General features: G+C 33.4%; 13 protein-coding genes and 1 pseudogene. 9 read left to right on the top strand and 5 right to left on the bottom strand.

Annotated features, from left to right (window positions below; genetic code table 11):
* Positions 1-149 precede the first annotated feature (149 nt).
* The gene (locus P0R33_RS04450) at positions 150-2,855 is read right to left on the bottom strand and encodes a TonB-dependent receptor (protein ID WP_276174364.1); all 2,706 of its coding nucleotides are present in this window, start codon (positions 2,853-2,855) and stop codon (positions 150-152) included.
* 295 nt (positions 2,856-3,150) lie between these two features.
* On the opposite strand from P0R33_RS04450, the gene ychF reads away from it, so the two are divergent.
* The 8 genes from ychF to P0R33_RS04410 all read left to right on the top strand — a co-directional run bounded on the left by ychF (position 3,151) and on the right by P0R33_RS04410 (position 13,899).
* On the top strand, positions 3,151-4,245 hold the full coding sequence (ychF, locus tag P0R33_RS04445) for a redox-regulated ATPase YchF (RefSeq protein ID WP_276174363.1): 1,095 nt from the start codon (positions 3,151-3,153) through the stop codon (positions 4,243-4,245).
* Between the two features lie 355 nt (positions 4,246-4,600).
* Entirely contained in the window at positions 4,601-5,278 is a 678-nt protein-coding gene (locus tag P0R33_RS04440) for a TIGR02117 family protein (protein ID WP_276174362.1), read from the top strand.
* Between the two features lie 103 nt (positions 5,279-5,381).
* On the top strand, positions 5,382-6,341 hold the full coding sequence (locus tag P0R33_RS04435) for a YihY/virulence factor BrkB family protein (protein WP_276174361.1): 960 nt from the start codon (positions 5,382-5,384) through the stop codon (positions 6,339-6,341).
* On the top strand, positions 6,338-6,862 hold the full coding sequence (locus P0R33_RS04430) for an NAD(P)H-dependent oxidoreductase (RefSeq protein ID WP_276174360.1): 525 nt from the start codon (positions 6,338-6,340) through the stop codon (positions 6,860-6,862). The genes P0R33_RS04435 and P0R33_RS04430 overlap by 4 nt, the downstream gene beginning before the upstream one ends.
* A complete protein-coding gene (locus P0R33_RS04425) occupies positions 6,863-7,837 on the top strand; it encodes a transglutaminase domain-containing protein (protein ID WP_276174359.1) in 975 nt (324 codons plus the stop codon). It abuts the gene before it with no gap.
* Positions 7,838-7,919: 82 nt separating this feature from the next.
* Positions 7,920-9,095 carry a nicotinate phosphoribosyltransferase gene (pncB, locus tag P0R33_RS04420; RefSeq protein ID WP_276174358.1) on the top strand — a complete coding sequence of 392 codons (1,176 nt, stop codon included), beginning with the start codon at positions 7,920-7,922 and terminating at the stop codon, positions 9,093-9,095.
* Between the two features lie 163 nt (positions 9,096-9,258).
* Positions 9,259-11,127, top strand: coding sequence for a DNA topoisomerase IV subunit B (locus tag P0R33_RS04415; RefSeq protein WP_276174357.1), 1,869 nt, complete (start codon positions 9,259-9,261; stop codon positions 11,125-11,127).
* A 54-nt stretch (positions 11,128-11,181) separates the two neighbouring features.
* On the top strand, positions 11,182-13,899 hold the full coding sequence (locus tag P0R33_RS04410) for a DNA gyrase/topoisomerase IV subunit A (protein WP_276174356.1): 2,718 nt from the start codon (positions 11,182-11,184) through the stop codon (positions 13,897-13,899).
* Positions 13,900-13,951: 52 nt separating this feature from the next.
* Here P0R33_RS04410 and P0R33_RS04405 read toward each other — a convergent pair.
* Positions 13,952-14,620, bottom strand: a pseudogene (locus P0R33_RS04405) (AAA family ATPase); the annotation flags it as partial.
* 41 nt (positions 14,621-14,661) lie between these two features.
* On the opposite strand from P0R33_RS04405, the gene P0R33_RS04400 reads away from it, so the two are divergent.
* The gene (locus P0R33_RS04400; protein ID WP_276174355.1) at positions 14,662-16,302 is read left to right on the top strand and encodes a hypothetical protein; all 1,641 of its coding nucleotides are present in this window, start codon (positions 14,662-14,664) and stop codon (positions 16,300-16,302) included.
* Positions 16,303-16,364: 62 nt separating this feature from the next.
* On the opposite strand, the gene P0R33_RS04395 is transcribed toward P0R33_RS04400, so the two are convergent.
* The 3 genes from P0R33_RS04395 to P0R33_RS04385 form a co-directional block, all read right to left on the bottom strand.
* The gene (locus P0R33_RS04395) at positions 16,365-18,149 is read right to left on the bottom strand and encodes a cytochrome c peroxidase (protein WP_276174354.1); all 1,785 of its coding nucleotides are present in this window, start codon (positions 18,147-18,149) and stop codon (positions 16,365-16,367) included.
* Positions 18,150-18,217: 68 nt separating this feature from the next.
* Entirely contained in the window at positions 18,218-19,696 is a 1,479-nt protein-coding gene (locus P0R33_RS04390) for a hypothetical protein (RefSeq protein WP_276174353.1), read from the bottom strand.
* Between the two features lie 160 nt (positions 19,697-19,856).
* Positions 19,857-20,492, bottom strand: a complete 636-nt coding sequence (locus P0R33_RS04385; protein WP_276174352.1) for a 3'-5' exonuclease — start codon at positions 20,490-20,492, stop codon at positions 19,857-19,859.

Here is a 20,492-nt window from a genome sequence, read left to right as displayed (position 1 = left end):
AATAGAAAAAAATCCTGAACAATTAATTTTGTTCAGGATTTTTTGTTTTGTTGCGTGTCCTTCGACTTCGCTCAGGAAGACATAAATCAGTTGGCACTACTAATATTTATGTTTGTCAGGCTGAGCGAAGTCGAAGCCTTTTTCTATACTTAAAAATTAAATCCAAGTCTTGCATAATAGTACGCACCGTTGAATCCCATTTGTACGGCATCCCAATAACCACCTGCTTCAACCCAGTCATCTTGCTGATCAGGATATATGTTTAGCAAGTTATTTGCGCCAAGCGTTATTTTAGTTGATTTAGAAAGTTTAAATCCTAAAGTTAGATCAGTTACGATTTTAGCGCCATAAGTATCTGTAGCGGCATTTTTTTGAATTGCATATAATTGGTCTTCGGTTTGATCTGGCGAAGTTCTAAAATCTTCAGGAGTTAAATCACTCATTTGATAATCTAATAATTTTACTTCGCTAAATCTTGTAAAAGATAATCCTGCATCAAACCATTTTCTAGCATAATTTAGATTTAAGCCAAATTTGTTTGGTGGAGCTGAAGCTAATAAAAAAGCTCTGTCTCTTTCTCCAAAGAAAGTTTTTTCATCTAAATCACCATTTTTGATTTTGTCAATTTTCATGTGGTTGATATTACCAACAAGAGTAGCTTCAAATCTGTTGCTGTCAACAGTTTTTTTCCAAGCTAAAACAATGTCAAGCCCTGTCGTTTTAGTGTCTACACCATTTACGAAAAACTGTGCTTTGTCTACATTCATTCCTAAAGCTGTTGCATCAAAGTAACCGGTTAGTACAATTCTGTCTTTTACATTGATTAAATAACCGTCTACAGTTGCTGTAAAATCGCCAAGAGATGCCGTAAATCCTAGAGAAGCATTTACTGCTTTTTCTTCGTTTAACTTATTAATTCCAAATGCTCTAGTAACCGGACTATCATTCGAAGCAAGTAAAACTTCTGTCGCTCCGCCAGAGCTAAAGTTTGTAAAGCGTAAATTATAGTAAATCTGTGCTAAAGAAGGCGCACGAAAACCTGTACTTACAGAACCTCTTAAATTAATTTTGTCTGTTAATTTAAGTCTCGAAGCAAATTTACCATTTAGAGTACTTCCAAAATCATTATAATTCTCATAACGTACAGCGCCACTTACCATCCATGCTTCTGTAATATCTAATTCTGCGTCGGTATATAAAGAGAAGTTAGTACGACTTTTATTTACTTCATTTGCAGGGCTGTATCCAGGGAAACCTTGAGATCCGCCTGGTCTTGGTTCTCCAGATACAGGATCAATCGGAGCGCTTTGTGTTGTCGGATCTGTAATAGGAACTCCATTAGTATCGTAAGTTGCATAAGAACCTATTTCTCCAGCAAAAATTTTAAATTGTTCTACTCTGAATTCAGTTCCAAATGCAATGTTTAGTCCGCCAAGAATATCGCCATAATTTTTAGAAACATCTAAATTGGTTGTGTTTTGAAGCAAACTGTGACCTCCAGCATCAAATTGTGTCGGAGAATTTTCTTCGAGAGAAGCATTTAAAGTTCCTTTGATATTATAATGGAATTTATTTTTACCTAAAGTATTACTAAAATCCCATTTCCATCCTCCTGAAGTTTCTGTTCTTATTCCGGCAGCAATTGAATTATCATTAATTTTTGAAGTGATTCTAGGAGTAAATCCGCCTGGATAGATAGCTTCTACAACTCTTTCCCCATCATTTCTGGTAAAAGCATAAGCATCTGTATCTCTAAAATTACTTCCTCCAAAAGCATAAAATTGTGTTTTTTCTGAAATAGGAATGGCAAGATTTACAAACAAATTAATTCCCTGAATTTCTGCTTCTCCAAATCCTTTTCTAAAATCAAAACCTGGTCTTAAAGTTTTGTTTTTATTTAAGAATTCTCCCGTAATATTTACATATCCACCATTATTCCCGATTTTAGTTCCGTAATTGGCTGCAATTTTTACAGAACCGCCATCAAAATCCTGATTCTTTCCAAACGAGTTTCCATAACCATGTTGATCCAATCTGTATCCCTTTGTATTAGCTGTTCCTTCAGGAAAATCTCCTTTTGCATTTGTATTAAATGCTCCATAAGTAACAGATCCTGTAAATTCATCTACGCTATCATTTGTTACGATATTGATAACTCCGGCAATAGCATCAGAACCGTATTGTGCTGCAGCTCCGTCGCGAAGAATCTCAATTCTTTTAATAGATGCGGCAGGAATTGCATTCAAATCTGTTCCTGTATTTCCGCGTCCGCGTGTTCCGAATAAATTAATTAAGGAAGATTGATGTCTTCTTTTTCCGTTAATTAAAACCAAAGTCTGATCGGGTCCCATTCCTCTCAAGGAAGCTGGATCAACGTGATCGGCACCATCAGAACCAGATTGTTTGTTTGCATTAAATGAAGGCGCTACGTATTGTAATAATTGATTGATTTCAATTTTTCCACTTTGAGTTGTAACATCTTTTACGTTGATCACATCAATTGGAACAGCAGAATTTACAACAGTTCTTTTTGCATTTCTCGAACCAACGACCACAACATCATTTAAAACCTGACCATCGCCATCTGCTAAAGTAACGTCTATCTTATCTCCAGAAACTACTTTTTCAATTGTTGAAAAACCAACATAGCTAAAAATTAATGTTGCGCCTTCTTTTACTTTTATTCTGTAACTGCCTTCAAAATCAGTAGAGACGCCATTGTTGGTTCCTTTTTCTAAGATATTAACACCAGGAAGCGGCGCACCAGTTTTGTCTTTTACAAAACCCGAAACTTCTTTCTGTGCAAAAAGAAATGCTGAATTCAGCACAAATAGTAATAATGCAATCTTTTTCATGGTAATTGGTTTTTTGGTTTGTTTTTTGTTGATTAGTTTTATAAAAGTAATGTTTTTTAACAAAAACTTAATAAAATGTTTAAAAATTTTCGAGAATAGCTTTAAAATTATATTATTGAACATTTTTGCTTCGCGCAAGAGCTATTAAATCTTATATTTGCAAAATTTTAAAGCCAAAAAATATGATTTTGGCAGAAAGAAGAAAAACGCGTAAAATCATAATGCATTAAATTACAACGTTTAATGATTTAGGTCTGAAAACAAAAAGACCAATAAAATAAATAGAAACAAAGAGATGAAAGCAGGAATTGTAGGATTACCAAATGTTGGAAAATCAACATTATTTAATTGTTTATCTAATGCAAAAGCGCAAAGTGCAAACTTTCCATTTTGTACAATCGAACCAAATATTGGTGTTGTAAACGTTCCAGATCCAAGAATCAATAAATTGGAAGAATTGGTAAAACCAGAGCGCGTTCAAATGGCAACTGTAGATATCGTAGATATTGCAGGTTTAGTAAAAGGAGCAAGTAAAGGTGAGGGTCTTGGAAACCAGTTTTTAGGAAACATTAGAGAGTGTAATGCTATCATTCACGTTTTGCGTTGTTTTGACAATGATAATATTGTGCACGTAGACGGAAACGTTAATCCAATTCGTGACAAAGAAACGATTGATATCGAATTGCAGTTGAAAGATTTAGAAACAATCGAAAAACGTTTGGAAAAAGTAAAACGTGCTGCAAAAACAGGAAATAAAGAAGCTCAGACAGAAGAAGCTTTATTAAATAGAATTAGAGAAGCTCTTTTGCAAGCTAAATCTGCAAGAACTATTATTCCTCAAAGCAATGACGAAGAAGTTTTGATGGAAGGTTTCCAATTAATTACTTCAAAACCAGTTTTATACGTTTGTAATGTTGACGAAAGTTCTGCTGTAAACGGAAACAAATATGTTGATCAAGTACGTGAATTAGTAAAAGACGAAGATGCTGAAGTAATTATTCTTTCAGTAGGAGCAGAGGCTGATATCACAGAATTAGAAAGCTACGAAGAGCGTCAGGTTTTCCTTGAAGATATGGGATTAACGGAGCCGGGAGCATCAGTTTTAATTCGTGCAGCTTACAAATTATTAAAACAACAAACTTACTTTACAGCTGGTGTAAAAGAAGTTCGCGCTTGGACAATCAATATTGGAGCTACAGCACCGCAAGCTGCTGGAGTTATTCACACTGACTTCGAAAAAGGATTTATTCGTGCAGAGGTTATTTCATACGAAGATTACGTTCAATACGGTTCTGAAGCAAAAGCAAAAGAAGCTGGAAAATTCAAAGTTGAAGGAAAAGAATATGTTGTAAAAGATGGTGATGTAATGCACTTCCGTTTCAACGTTTAATCTTTTTATTTAAGAGAATAGAAGAAAGAACAAAGAGAATAGATAAAACTGCTGGAGAAATTCAGCAGTTTTTTTATGCTTAAAAAGTAGAGTTCTCTTTTGTCAGGCTGAGCGAAGTCGAAGCCCCGCGTAAAGATTGGAGATTTAGATAGTAGAGCTACTTACGTGTCCTTCGACTTCGCTCAGGATGACAAAAATGATAATAAAAAAATCCGTTTAAATCCGCGCTTTCGCGAAAGCGAATCCGTAAAATCCGTGTACCATTTCGCAAGCAAATTTACAGTTTGAAAATTTTTGGCTCAAAAATTGGTTACAGAAAAATAACCAATTACTAATCTAAAATCAACCAATCAAAATGCTAAAAAAGTCATTCAAATTTCTCGGCTGGACACTTTTCGGAATCTTCTGTTTTATTGCTTTGTATGTTTCTTCTGTTTTAATTATTTCAAAAATTACGGTCAATTCTGATATCGTAAAAGTCGAAGAACAAAATGCAATTCCAATTTATATTCTCTCAAACGGAGTTCATACCGATATTGTAGTTCCGATAAAAAATGAAATTAAAGATTGGCGAAATGAAATTCAATTCAGTCAAACTCAATCAAAAGATTCTCTAATGAATTATATTGCATTTGGTTGGGGCGATAAAGGTTTTTATTTAGATACGCCAGAATGGTCAGATTTAAAAGCAAGTACCGCTTTAAAAGCTGTTTTTGGTGTAAGTTCATCTGCAATGCATACTACATTTTTCAAACAATTGAGAGAAGGAGAAGATTGCAAACGCATTTTAGTTTCAAAAGATAACTATCAAAACTTAGTCAATTATATTTCAAATAGTTTTCGTGATCCAATTCATCCAGAATGGATTGAAGGTCATAGTTACGGAAAAAAAGATGCTTTTTATGAAGCGAAAGGAAGTTACAGTCTTTTTTATACTTGCAATACTTGGGCAAACAGCGCTTTAAAAGCCGCAAATCAAAAAGCTAGTTTGTGGACCGTTTATGATAAAGGCATTTTTTATCATTATAAATAAATTCTAAAGATGAACATGGAAAAAATATAAAATTCCATTAGAAATCAAGAATTCAGAATTTTCATTATTGCGTAAATTTGAGAGAATATCAAAAAATCAGCACATGAAAATCAAAAATATATTCTCCAAAACTTGGTTTCTACTAAAGAATACCTTTTTAGAATTTAACGATGATAACGCAATTAAGTTAAGCGCTGCATTGGCGTACTATACCATTTTTGCGTTACCGCCTTTATTGATTATTATTATCACAATTTGCGGTTTCTTTTTTGGAGAAGAAGCGGTGACCGGAGAATTATACGGACAAATTAATGGTTTGGTAGGTAATGGTGCGGCAACTCAAATTCAGGAAGCGATTAAAAATGTACAATTGTCTGGCGATAATGTTTTTGCAACCGTATTTGGCGTTGTGATGCTATTAATTGGAGCCTCGGGAGTTTTTGCCGAAATACAAAGTTCTATTAATTTTATTTGGGGATTACGTGCAAAACCAGATAAAGGAATCAAGAAGTTTATTCAAAATAGATTAATGTCATTCTCGATGATTGCTTCAGTTGGGTTTTTAATGTTGGTCAGTCTTTTTATAAGTACAACTTTAGATTTGCTTAGTGCACGTCTAAAAGTATATTTTCCAGAAAGTACTGTTTATCTATTTTATATTGTAAATGTTGTAATTGTTTTAGCCAGTATAACACTTCTTTTTGCTATAATTTTTAGAACATTACCAGACGGAAAAATAAAATGGAAAGATGCTTTCATAGGATCTGGAGTTACGGCAATACTTTTTATGATTGGTAAATTTGCCATTGGTTTTTATCTAGGAAGTTCAACAGTTGCTTCGGTTTATGGCGCAGCCGGTTCTGTGATAATAATTTTGGTTTGGGTTTATTATTCGGCAATAATTCTGTATTTTGGAGCAGAATTTACTAAGGTCTATGCGAAATCTTATGGAGGAAAAATCTATCCTAACGAATATTCTGTAGAAATAGCAAAAGAGATTTATGAAATTGATAGTCCGAAAAAAGAACCGATTGAAGAAAAATTATTAAACGAAAAACCATGAAAATAGTAGCCTTTGGAGGAAGTAACAGCAAGCAGTCAATAAATAAACATTTAGCAACTTATGCAGCGAGTTTATTTGAGAATACAGAAGTTGAAGTTTTAGATCTTAATGATTTTGCAATGCCTGTTTTTAGTGTTGATTTAGAGAAAGAAATTGGTCAGCATGAAATTGCAAAAGCTTTTTTAGGTAAACTTAAAGAAGCAGATATTTTAGTGGTTTCAATGGCAGAAAACAACGGAAATTATTCTGTAGCCTTCAAAAATGTTTTCGATTGGAGTTCACGTATCGAAAAAGACGTTTTTCAGCATAAACCAATGTTGTTATTGGCAACTTCTCCAGGCGGAAGAGGAGGTTCTTCTGTTTTAGGAATTGCGCAAAATATTTTCCCTAGATATGGTGCAGAAATTAAAGGAAGTTTCTCATTACCAGCATTTGGCTCGAATTTTGATTTACAAGAAAATAAAATCTCTAATCCTGAATTAGATCAAGAACTGAAAGATATTATTAAATCAAATTTTTAAATGCCACAAAAAAAGATTGCCCTTATTATTCTTTTATTAAATGTTATTTTCATCAATTTTACCTTTGCTCAAAAGATTAGCGATGTAGATAAAATTGTTGCAAAATATCCTAAAAGCTTCAATTCAACCGAAAAACTGGCAGAAAGAATCGAAAAAGATTTTGATTCGGATGCTGAGCGCGCTCGTGCAATTTACAGTTGGATTGCTTTCAATATAAAGTATGATTATAATGCATATCTGAATCCGCCGAGAACACAAGGTTTTAGTTATTCTTCTGAAGCTGAAAAACAAAGAAAGCTAAAACAGATAAACGATAATTTAATTCAAAAAGCATTTAAATCTCAAAAAGCAGTTTGCGAAGGATTTACAGCATTATATCAAGATTTAGCGCAACAAGTCGGATTGGAATGCGAAATAATTCGAGGCGATTCTAAGGTTTCAGTTAGAGATATTGGCAGAAAAAACACTTCATCCAATCATGCTTGGAATATGGTTTTGATTGGTAAAAAATGGCGCTTAATTGATGTAACTTGGGGACAAGGTTATTATGACAGCAGTAAAGGAAGAATGGTCAACGATTTTAATCCGGTTTATTTTGATACAGATCCGGATTACTTTTTCGCAAAACACTTCCCAGATTCCGGAACTTTTTTAGGTAATAGATTAAGTAAAAGTGATTTTCTAAATGGTCCTTTAATCTACAATACCACAATCGAAAAAGATTATAAAATTAAATCGCCAGATTCTGGAATAATCGAAGCCAGAAATGGTGACAGAATTACAGTTGAAATCAAAAATGTATCTAAATCAAATCAGGTTTTTTATTTAAATAAAAGAAATCAGCCTGTTAAAGTTCAAAATCCAAAAGAGAAACGTGGAGGTTTAGAATTTCAGATTTTAATAGATAGTAATATAGGTGATTACATTACGGTTTTTGTAGATGGAAATAGTGTTGTTTCTTTTAAAATAGGTTAAAAATAATGGATTAAGAATCCAGCAATTTTCATCTTTTCTGAAATTGCCGTATCTTAGCAAGAATGATCCGAATTTGAATACTATGGAAACGACTTTTCTAAAATCGATACTAGATAATGATTTCTATAAATTTACGATGCAGCATGCTGTAATCAAGCTTTTTCCTAAAGCAAAAGTTCGTTACGGATTTATAAATCGTGGTAAGCATATTTTTCCAGAAGGTTTTGCAGATTTACTTCGAAATTCTGTAGATGCATTGGCCAATCTTCGTTTAACAAAAGAAGAGAAAAATTATCTAGCTCATTATTGTCCTTATTTAGATCCAACATATCTAGATTTTCTGCAAGGATATAGTTTTGATCCGTCTGAAGTTCAGATTAGTCAAGAAGGTTCAGAAATTACAGTTACGGTTGAAGGTTTTTGGTACAGAACTATTTTGTGGGAAGTTCCTTTAATGGCTCTAATTTCAGAGCTTTTTTATAAATCTAATCATTTAATCCGTTTAAATGATGAAGCTATAAAAGAATTGACAAAAGAAAAAATCGATAAGTATAATAAATTAGGAGTTTCGATTTTAGAATTTGGGACCAGAAGACGCCATTCTTACGAAGTTCATGATTTAATAAACGAAACTTTAAGAACCTATGGCGGACACAGTTTTATTGGAACCAGCAATGTACATTTTGCAATGGTTAACAATAGAAGACCTTTAGGAACGCACGCCCACGAATGGTTTATGTTTCATGCCGCGCAATATGGTTTTCAGGTGGCAAATTTTATAAGTCTCGAAAATTGGACAAAAGTTTATGGCGGAGATCTCGGAATTGCACTAACGGATACTTATACTACAGAAATATTCTTTAATCAATTTGATAAAAAATATTCCAAACTTTTTGATGGTGTTAGACACGACAGCGGCGATCCGATTGAGTTTGCCCAAAAAGTAATTGCTCATTATAATAAAATGGGAATCGATCCAAAATCAAAAGTTATTGTTTTTTCAGATTCACTCAACTACGATAAAGTAAAAAAGATTGTCGATTTTTGTCAAGACAAAATAAAAATGTCATTCGGAATCGGAACCAATTTTACCAACGATGTAGGCCTTCCTGCTATGAATATGGTGATTAAATTAACCGATACAAAGCCAGATAATATACATTGGCAAGGCGTTGTAAAACTTTCTGACGAAAAAAACAAAAATACGGGAACGCCCGAAATGATTGCTTTGGCTAAACAAGTACTAGGAATCAAATAGTATTTTTTTTGACGAAAAAGCAGTTTTTCATAATTTTAGCGCCCATTTTATTTTAAAATCAATTTAAATAGATTTTAAACTGTTATTATTCATAACAAAAAGAAAATACGCTTTCATTTTTTGCTAAGAAATGGTACATTAGCAAAAAATCCTAAATTCATATATGCTAGAGCAAAATCAATATACCGAAGATAATATTCGTTCACTTGATTGGAAAGAACATATCCGTATGCGTCCGGGAATGTATATCGGAAAACTGGGAGACGGTTCTTCTCCAGATGATGGTATTTATATTCTATTAAAAGAGGTTTTAGATAACTGTATCGATGAGTTCGTAATGGGCTCTGGAAAAACTATCGAGGTAACGATAAAAGATAAAACGGTTTCGGTTCGTGATTACGGGCGTGGAATTCCGTTGGGGAAAGTGGTCGATGTAGTTTCGAAAATGAACACAGGAGGAAAGTACGATTCTAAAGCTTTCCAGAAATCAGTTGGTTTGAATGGTGTCGGAACGAAAGCGGTAAATGCGCTTTCCAATTTTTTCCGCGTAGAATCTGTTCGTGAAGACAAACAAAAAGCAGCGGAATTTTCTGCTGGAAATCTGGTTTTAGAAGAAGATGTAGTTGAAACTACAAAACGTAAAGGAACGAAAGTGACTTTTACGCCAGATGAAACGATTTTTAAAAACTATAAATTCCGTTTAGAATATGTGATTAAAATGGTCAAAAACTATTGTTATTTGAACAATGGTTTGACTATTATTTTCAACGGAGAAAAATATTATTCAGAAAACGGACTTCGTGATTTATTGGAAGAAACAATCAGCGAAGAAGATTTAGAATATCCAATTATCCACTTAAAAGAGCATGATATCGAGGTTGCGCTTACGCACAGTAAAACGCAATATAGTGAAGAATATCACTCTTTTGTCAACGGTCAGAATACAACTCAGGGAGGAACGCACTTAGCCGCTTATCGTGAAGCTGTTGTAAAAACAATTCGTGAATTTTACAATAAGAATTTCGAAGCATCAGATGTTCGTAAATCGATTGTGAGTGCGATTAGTATTAAAGTGATGGAACCGGTTTTTGAGTCTCAGACTAAAACAAAATTAGGTTCTACAGATATGGGTTCTGATGATGGAACGCCTGCGGTTTCTGTTCGTACTTTCGTAAACGATTTCATCAAAACGAAACTGGATAATTATCTGCATAAAAATCCAACAACTGCGGAGGCTTTATTGCGCAAAATTCTTCAGGCAGAACGCGAGCGTAAAGAATTATCAGGAATTAGAAAACTGGCTACAGATCGCGCTAAAAAAGCCAATCTTCACAATAAAAAATTAAGAGATTGCCGCGCCCATCTTCCAGATACCAAAAACCCAAGAAACTTAGAAAGCACGCTTTTTATTACCGAGGGAGATTCGGCTTCTGGATCAATTACAAAGTCACGAGACGTAAATACACAAGCGGTTTTTAGTTTGCGTGGTAAACCTTTGAATTCATACGGAATGACTAAAAAAATCGTGTATGAAAACGAAGAATTCAACTTATTGCAGGCAGCATTGGATATTGAAGACGGTTTAGAAAAATTACGTTACAACAACATCGTAATCGCAACCGATGCCGATGTCGACGGAATGCACATTCGTTTGCTTTTAATTACTTTCTTTTTGCAGTTTTTTCCTGAATTAATTAAAGAAGGGCATTTGTATATTTTGCAAACACCGCTTTTCAGGGTTCGAAACAAAAAAGAGACGATTTATTGTTACTCAGAAGAAGAAAGAAAGGACGCCATCGAAAAATTAAAACCAAAACCAGAAATCACCCGATTTAAAGGTTTAGGAGAGATTTCTCCAGATGAGTTCAAGAACTTTATTGGAGATACGATCCGCCTTGATCCGGTTATGATGGATAAACATACTTCAATTGAGCAATTGTTATCTTTCTATATGGGAAAAAATACACCTGATAGACAAGAGTTTATTATCAAGAACTTGAAGGTTGAGATTGATGAGCTTGAGGAGGCTTAATCATAAAAAAAGAATTATTGAAGAATTTTTTAGTATTTATACTGAACAAAATATATGAAAGACGAAGAAGACGATAACATAATTCCAAACGACGACGAGAATAATTCAGGTGAAAATCAATTTGATGAAAATCAAGATGATTCAGATGAGATTATAAATGTAGATGCAAAGAATTTTGAAGGACAGCATTTTTACGAAAATCAAGAAGAAGAAGGCGAAGACGTTATTACCAAAGTAACTGGAATGTACAAAGACTGGTTTTTGGATTATGCTTCGTACGTAATTCTAGAACGTGCAGTTCCTGCTATCGAGGACGGATTCAAGCCTGTTCAGCGTCGTATTATGCACTCTTTAAAAGAGCTGGATGATGGTCGTTATAATAAAGTTGCCAATGTTGTTGGTCACACTATGCAGTATCACCCACACGGAGATGCAAGTATTGGTGATGCAATGGTACAAATTGGCCAAAAAGATTTATTGATTGACTGCCAAGGAAACTGGGGTAATATTTTAACGGGCGATGGAGCAGCAGCTTCGCGTTATATCGAGGCACGTCTATCTAAATTTGCTTTGGAGGTTTTGTATTCTCCAAAAATTACAGATTGGGGCGTTTCGTATGATGGACGTCGTGCAGAACCAAACAATCTTCCAGTAAAATTCCCATTGCTTTTAGCACAAGGAGCAGAAGGTATTGCGGTGGGACTTTCTACAAAAGTTTTGCCTCATAACTTTAATGAATTAATTGACGCTTCAATCAAGATTCTAAAAGGAAAAGCTTTTACGCTTTACCCTGATTTTATGACTGCTGGTATTGCCGATGTGTCAAATTATCATGATGGAATGCGTGGCGGACGTGTGCGTGTGCGTGCTAAAATTTCGCAATTAGACAAAAATACATTGGTGATTACACAGATTCCGTTTTCGACCAATACATCGAGTTTAATTGACAGTATTTTGAAAGCCAATGAAAAAGGTAAAATCAAAATCAAGAAAATTGAAGACAATACGGCTGCCGATGTAGAGATTTTAATTCATCTTTTCCCAGGCGTTTCACCAGATAAAACAATTGATGCTTTATTTGCTTTTACAGCCTGTGAAACTTCTGTAGCACCTTTAGGATGTGTTATTGAAGACAATAAGCCGTTGTTTATTGGAGTTTCTGAAATGTTAAAAATCTCAACACACAGAACGGTTGATTTGCTTCGTCAGGAATTAGAAATTCAGTTAGAAGAATTAAAAAACAAGTGGCATTTTTCTACTTTGGAGAAAATCTTCATTCGTGAAGAAATGTATATTGACTTCAAATTATATGGAGACAGAGAATCACTTTACAAATATTTATACGATCGTTTTGAGCCTTTCAAAAAATCATTCGTTAGAGAAATCAATGATGATGATTTACAGCGTTTGACTCAAATTCCAATGATCCGTATTACACGTTTCGACTCTGATAAAGCAGATGATTTAATCGCTAAGTTAGAAGACGAGATGAAAGAAGTAGAGCATAATCTAGAACATTTGACAGATTTTGCAATTGCTTACTTTACCAAATTAAAAGAGAAATACGGAAAAGGACGTGAACGCCAGACAGAACTTCGTGTTTTTGATAACGTAGAAGCGACAAAAGTAGTTTTACGTAACACAAAACTTTACGTAAACCGTGAAGAAGGGTTTGTAGGAACAAGTTTAAAGAAAGATGAATACGTAGGTGATTGTTCTGATATTGATGATGTTATTGTGTTTTTACGAGACGGAACCTTAATGATTACAAAAGTCGATGCCAAAACTTTTATCGGAAAAGACATTATACACGCTGCCGTTTTTGATAAAAATGATAAACGTACCATTTATAATATGATGTACCGTGATGGTAAATCGGGACCGTCTTATATCAAACGTTTCAATGTTACTGGGGTGACGCGTGATAAAGCTTACGATTTGACAAATGGAACAAATGGTTCGCAAGTAGTTTATTTTTCGCACAATCCAAATGGTGAAGCTGAGGTAGTTACTATATTACTGCGTCAGGTTGGAACAATTAAAAAACTGAAATTCGATATTGATTTTGCTAAACTAGCGATTAAAGGACGTGGTTCTAAAGGAAACTTGGTAACCAAATACCCAATCAAGAAAATCGAATTAAAAGAAAAAGGAATTTCAACATTATTGCCTAGAAAGGTATGGTTTGACGATACTGTAAAACGTTTAAATGTTGACGCAAGAGGAGAGTTACTAGGAGAGTTTAAACCAACAGATAAAATCTTAGTAATTAGCCAGTCAGGGAAATTGAAAGTAATCATTCCAGAATTATCGACTCATTTTGATGAAGATATGATTGTTTTGGAAAAATGGAAACCTAAAAAACCGATTTCTGCGATTTATTATGACGGAGAAAAAGAGCGTTACTTCTTGAAACGTTTCCTTGTAGAAAATGAAGGGAAAGAAGAAAGTTTCATAACAGACCATCCGAATTCGCAATTGGAAATCGTTTCGACAGATTACCGTCCTGTTGCACAATTGATCTTTGCTAAAGTAAAAGGCGTTCAAAAAGACGATTTACATATAGATGTAGAAGACTTTATAGCCGTAAAAGGTTTCAAAGCTCTAGGAAATCAATTAACGACTGATAAATTAAGACAGGTTAACTTATTAGATCCGTTGCCTTATGACGAGCCAGTTGAAGAAGTTCCAGAAAAATCGGAAATTCCGGAAGATGATCCAGTGGAAACAGAATTAGATGATGATGGCCAAATTGGTTTGGTTTTAGAATAAAAAAAGAAAACGCTAAGATTTTTAGTTCTTAGCGTTTTTTTGTGTTTTGAGTTTAATTCTCAATAGAAGTAAGAACCTCTTTTTTAATCCATTTTATTTCATTGTTTTCAATACTGATAGAAATAATGTCTCCATTTTGTATTTCTCCGGAAATTATCTTTTTGGATAAAGGTCTTCTTAAATGCGTTCTGATAATGCTTTTAATGGGTCTTGCTCCATATTTGGCATTATAACCATTTTCGGCGAGGTAAAGTTTCACTTCCATCGGAATTTCAACTTTAATATTAATGTTTTTCAATAAATCTGTAAACTCTTTTTTGAGGTGAATTTCGAAAATTTTCAATGCATTTTCTTTACTGATAGGCGCAAAAGGTACAATTTCTGTTAATCTTCCTAAAAAATCAGGTCGGAAATAATTTCCCATAATTTCCATTAAGGAAGTTGAAGTTGGAATTTCACCACTATTGAATGTAGTAACAATATGATTTGCCCCAATGTTTGAAGTAAAAAGAATAATAGCATTTGAAAAATTACCTTCCTTGCCTAAACGATCATGCAGTTTTCCTTCGTCCATAATTTGAAGAAAAACATCAAAAACAGAAGGATGCGCTTTTTCAATTTCATCAAATAAAACAATAGAATAAGGCTTTTGTCTGATTTTATTTACTAGTAGCCCTCCCTCTTCATACCCAACATAGCCTGGAGGAGCACCGCGAACTAGAGGATTCTAAAACTCGGGTGGTAGAGAGAGTCTTAGAAATTATGTTTCCAGAAGTCACCTCTGGAGCAAAACCGGCAAGAGCAATTTTGCATGCATTACCAATAGAAAATAATATCAAAGTTTCTCTGCAAAATCAAATGACAGTAAGCAGGAGAATTCATAATATTTATAATCCGCTGGCACCAATTATAAAAGAGATTGCGCTTGCTCCAACTCTTGAAGTAAAATTGTCTGCCTGCGAATTAAAATACATTGCTTACGAGAGAAATCTGTATCAAATCTCCAGTCTTTTTTATAAAGATGTTGTTAGAGATTACAATCATACTTTACCATCAGGAGAAATTGTTTTAGGAATTGAATTAAGCGACGAAAAAGTATTAGAGCTTGAAGATTTAATGTTGTATATCGATATTAAAAACACCCACCAAAAAGAAATGTTTCATTATTATTTAAAACAAATGAAATGCTTTCTTGATGATAAAGAAATAGAAGTAAAAGAAGGTTATAATGTACCTCTTAATAACCTTGATATTGAAGGTATTATCAATAACAATTATTCTAATCTTACTGAAATCATGCAGGAAGTCAATGAATTTTACTTCGATAATTTTTATACTTTAAAAGGAAGTTTGAAATATAAAAATATAAAAGAATATGGTGCTGAATATAAACCATTTGAAGACGCTGTAGATAAAGGTGGAAAACCAATAATTTGGATAAAAATGGTTTTTCCAGAATCATTAGTTCCTCAAATTATCGATAATGTTTCTTTTACAGCAAACTGTTTTCCGGTAATCAATAAGAAGAAACATGATCAAACCAAGACGCTAGACACTTTTTTATCTTACATAGCTTTAGATACAAAGAATGATATTTTTCTTGATATAGATACTATTGTAGATGGACTTAATGCACGTTACGAAATAAAAGAGTTTAAAGAAGGTATCTTAGAAGAGGGAAGTGCTGTATTGAGAATGGGAGGAGTTTCTAGATTTGATTCCAGAACAGCTTCAGAATTGCTGCAAAACCTTTTAGATCTATTAAAAGACGAAAGTTCTTCTTTTGCAGGTTTAGGAAAAGATTTCATGAACAGCTCCTTGGTTCAAATTAACCAGTTGCTCGCATCGGTAGAGCAGCAAGCCAAAGAAAGTGATTTTTCTAAGAATAACGATCCTTATTTAATGATTAAACCCAAAGCAGACGAATCTGTAGGGAAATCATTTAAGATCACTTATTGGTCGACATGTGCCGAAGAAGGAAATGATATTAAGACAGGAACGGTTTTGGAGTGCAAAGATGATTTGTTTTTTGTAAGTCAGAAAACTACACTTGTAACAAATACCGTTGGAGGTTTAAACAAACAAAACAATAAAGACCGAATTCTTGCTTACAGAAATGCATTGCTAACTAGAGGAAGAATTGTAACTTTTGCAGATATTAAAGCTTTTGGTTTTAGCCATTTTAAAAATTCGATTGCAGATATTAAAATAGAAAAAGGAACAAAAAAAGAAATTTCAGTAAAAGCTGGTTTTAGCAGAACTGTAGATATTTACATCAAAATAAATCCTGAAGAAAAACAGCACTTGTCAGAAACAGAGTGGGAATATTTATGTGATAGCTTCATGAAAAATCTTAAAAATAGATCTTCAAATGTGTTTCCATATAGAATGTTTGTTGAATAAAATGAAAACCGCCGAAAAATTTCTTTTCGGCGGTTTTGTTTAATTGAGGTTTTATTTTGGTTTTACTGGTATTTTTTATCCGTAAGCGTTTTCATAAAAGCAACAAGCGCTTTTTCTTCTTTTACTGTTAAATTTAGCTTGTCAAATGGTAGGGTTTGATTTTCCACTTCGTAACCTAAACCAATTCCGCCACCTTTATTGTAAAATGAAACCACTTCTTCTAGCGTTTTGAAAACTCCGTTATGCATGTAGGGTGCAGTAACGGCTACATTTCTAACAGTTGGAGTTTTGAAAGCGCCAACCAATTGAGGCATTTTATTGTATATGTAACGACCTTTGTCTGGGCTTAAAGATTTTCCCGATGGCTCATTTGGAGTTCCTATAACTTCATGTTCGCTCTTAGAATAGCTTGGTGGAACTGTTCCATTAAATATAGGTGTAAAATGACAAGTAGCACATTTTGCTTTTCCCATAAAGAGATTCATTCCTTCAATTTCTTCATTATTCAAAACATTTTTATTTCCTCTCATATATTCATCGAATCTCGAATCAAAAGAGTTTAAAGAACGCACATAACTCGCAATGGCATTTTGAATCTGCCATGCTTCAGGTTTTGAAGTTTTTGGATACGCTTTTTTAAAGAGTTCGACATATTTTTTATCTGTTTGAATTTTAGCATGAATGTTTTCAATAGAACCATGCATTTCATCTTTATTCTGAATTACATCAACACTTTGTTTTTCTAAATCCAATTGACGCATATCCCAAAACTGAGCATTCTGCAAAGAAGCATATGTTAGAGTAGGAGTGTTTCTTGATAAATTCATTCCAGTAAGCGAAACGTTTGTTTTTAATCCATCAGTAAAAGCTTTTTCAGGATTATGGCAGCTTGCACAGCTTCGATCGTTATTTTTAGAAAGACTTTTATCATAAAACAATTTTTCTCCTAAAACCGCTTTTTCTTTAGTAAAATTATAATCTTCTGAAAGTACAAAGGCATTTACATCAAAAGCATCTTTGTCAAATAAAGTTTCAATAGTTGGTTTTAACGGACTGGATTTTTTTACATTTTTAATTTTTTCTTCTTTCTGAAATGCTTTTAAATTTTTAGAAATAGGATTTAGATATTCGCTAATGAAAACCGCACGATTAAAAGCATTGAAATTATTATTCTTAGCACAATATTCTTGAGCCTTTTTTGTAATTTCTTTTAATTTAGATAATGATTTATTATCGAGACTAATTTTTTCAAGGGTTTCAGGAATTGAGATTAAACTTTCTCCAGTTTCGAGAATTGAAGACTGTAAAATCGGACTATCAAAGCCTGTTATTCCTAGAGCAATAACCCTGAAAACATTTTGCTGAATCGCATCTAGAACATAATCATCACTTATAGTTATTACATCAAAAGTGCTTTTAAGCTGTTTAATATTTGCTCGAAAAACATTTAACTCTCGTACTAAATCTTCTTTATTTTTGATGTCATATTCAGGATAAATCATTTCCTCCATAACCTGAAATCCGTGAGGTTCAAAAGATCTGTTTTCTTCCAATTCCATTTCATCAAGAGCTGGACCATTCATAAATCTGGCTGTCTCAGGAATAAAATATTCAATTGCCCATTCAGCTTTTTTATAGACTAAACGTGATTTTTTAAATTGGTCTACAATTTCTTTCTGCGACGAATTGCTTGTTACTAATTTTTGGAATTTTGCAATTTCGTTATCTAGTTTACTTAAATTAATAAGCAATTCTTGTTTAACTGTAGATTTTGATGTTTTGTTTTCTTTACAGGAAATGAAAAAACAAAATATTATAAATAGAAAAGTAAAATGGTTGAATTTCATAATGGTGTTGTAATAGAAACAACCCTTACTGTAAAAATAAGGGTTGTCAAATAGATTTTGGTAGAAATTTATCGCTGTACGTTTCTAATAATTACAGTTTGCCCACCTTCTTTGTTAGTTTGAGTTCCAGAACCATCAGCATTTTTAAATGCGTCACTTTGCCAAGTGTGAGGGTGAATATTTACGGTAAAGGTATTTGGAACACCAATGATATCTGAAATGTCTTCCATAGCACCATATTCCCAGCTTCCAAATCTCATTTCGCCAGTTTGGTTGTAAAGTGTATTCCATGCAACATCAGCTCTTTTGTGGTTCATGTTTAACCATGCTTTGTTTTGTTTTGTAGCGATATTGTATTGCCAGATGTATGAATCGTGTTGAGCAGCTGTGTAGTAGCTGTCACCATCTTCCTGAATGTAAACGTAGTTTTCAGTTACACATAAGTTATCTGGATTGATGATTCCAGTTCCAGGAGTACTATCACCTTCAACAGCCAATTCTAAAGTTCCTTTTAAAGGGTTTGTAGCATCAAGTTTCAATTTATAAACTCTTCCCCACATGGTGTAACCTTCAACAGGAGCGTTATTTGTTGCTTGGCCAGTTGCTGTAAAATAGATTTCTCTGTTGTTAATTGCGCTTCCTTTTCTGTAATCTACGTCTTCAACTCTAGAAAAACGAATTGCTTTTAAGTCATTTACAGTTGTATTAATTACAGCTCCGGTTAAGTTTTTAGCATTTGGAATTTCAACAAATTCAACTGGATATGAATTGTTTAATGTTATTGTTGTTTCAACCTGATTTCCGTCAGTTCTTTTTAAGGCATATAATTTTCCGTTATTTAAATCACCAACTGTACTTACATACATAATCAACTGACCTGCACTTACGTGAGAAGTTGCGTAAGACTGATCTTCACCAATTAAAATAACTGTTTTTCCAGGATAAGCTTCTTTTGGAAGCGGAACAGCATTTTCCATACTTGCTTTTCCTAATGCAGGCAAAACTCTGTCTGTTCTTGCTTTATCTGAAGACAAACCTAAAGGATTAATTCCGTGTACCATACTTTCTTGACCACTTTCTCCAGCCGTTAAAAAGATAGGACCAAATCCGTGGATTTCTGGAGTTGCTAAAGTTGCAGAACATAAACGAGTTAAACCTCCAACTCCGTCAACTAAATAATCTCCTTTTACAGGTTTGAAAGTTTTGTCTAAATAAACTCTTGAAACAGATTGTAAAATTTCGTGGTTAGTAATCAAAATATAACCATCGCTGTTTGGATCTTTCATTAATCCTGCACCATCTGGCTGCGCTCCATAAACAAATGAAGGTGATTGTGGTAAAACATCAGAACTTGCAATTAAAGTGCTGATTTTTAGGTTTTCGAATCCAGTCATCGGATAAACAAAAGCAGGTACTTTTGAGTTTGATGTAAAATCGATGCTAGCATTTACATCGTTTTTCGAATCTTTGTCATCATTTTGACAGCTCAATAAGGAAAGACTCGCTATTCCAAATAAAGCGATAGATTTAAGAAGGTTAGTTTTCATAATTGTTTTTTGTGTTTTTTTTTCGATAGAACAAAGCTATCTTTCTAAAACAAAATACAGGTTATGTTAATTTTTTCTTAATGCTAATAATTGTAAGTCTAATATTATGAAATAGTAAATTGGAAGTTTCGAATGTAAATTTAAGACTCATAAAAAAAACTTAAAGAGGCTTAAAAAGCTGATTTAGATTTACCGATTTCTTTTCTTTCAGTTTTTTAACAATCTTAAGAAAGGCAATCGCAGTAATGTACGCATCACCCAAAGCGGTATGTCTGTCTTTTTTTGAAATATCAAATTTATCAGCAAGATCGTCTAAAGTATAATGATCTTTTCGTTCAAATAAATGAGATTGAATTAGTGTTTTTTTGTACAAATAGGCAGTATCGAGAGTTTTGTTTGTCAATTGTGGAAGTCCGTTTCTTTCTAGCGCTTTATTTATCATTGTAACATCAAAAATAGTGTGATGAGCAATAATTATAGAATCGCCCAGAAAATCTAAAAACTGCTGTAAAGCTTCTAATTCCGTTGGACGTTTGACAAGCAAATCTTTTAAAATTCCATGAATTTGCGCGGTAGATTTATCATAATGATCTTGTTTAAGATAAACTTCAAAACTTTGCTGAATATTTATAATTCCGTTTTGAAGAACTAACGCACCAATGCATAACATGCGATCGTTATCGTAATCAAAACCAGTCGTTTCTGTATCTAAAACAACAAAACGAGTTTCTTCGATCGTAATATTTTCATCAAAGAGATTGTTTTCTTCTTTTTTCCAAAAATTAAATAAACCCAT

The sequence above is a fragment of the Flavobacterium sp. YJ01 genome, assembly GCF_029320955.1.
Lineage (GTDB): Bacteria > Bacteroidota > Bacteroidia > Flavobacteriales > Flavobacteriaceae > Flavobacterium.
This window is presented reverse-complemented; position numbering and strand designations above follow the sequence as displayed.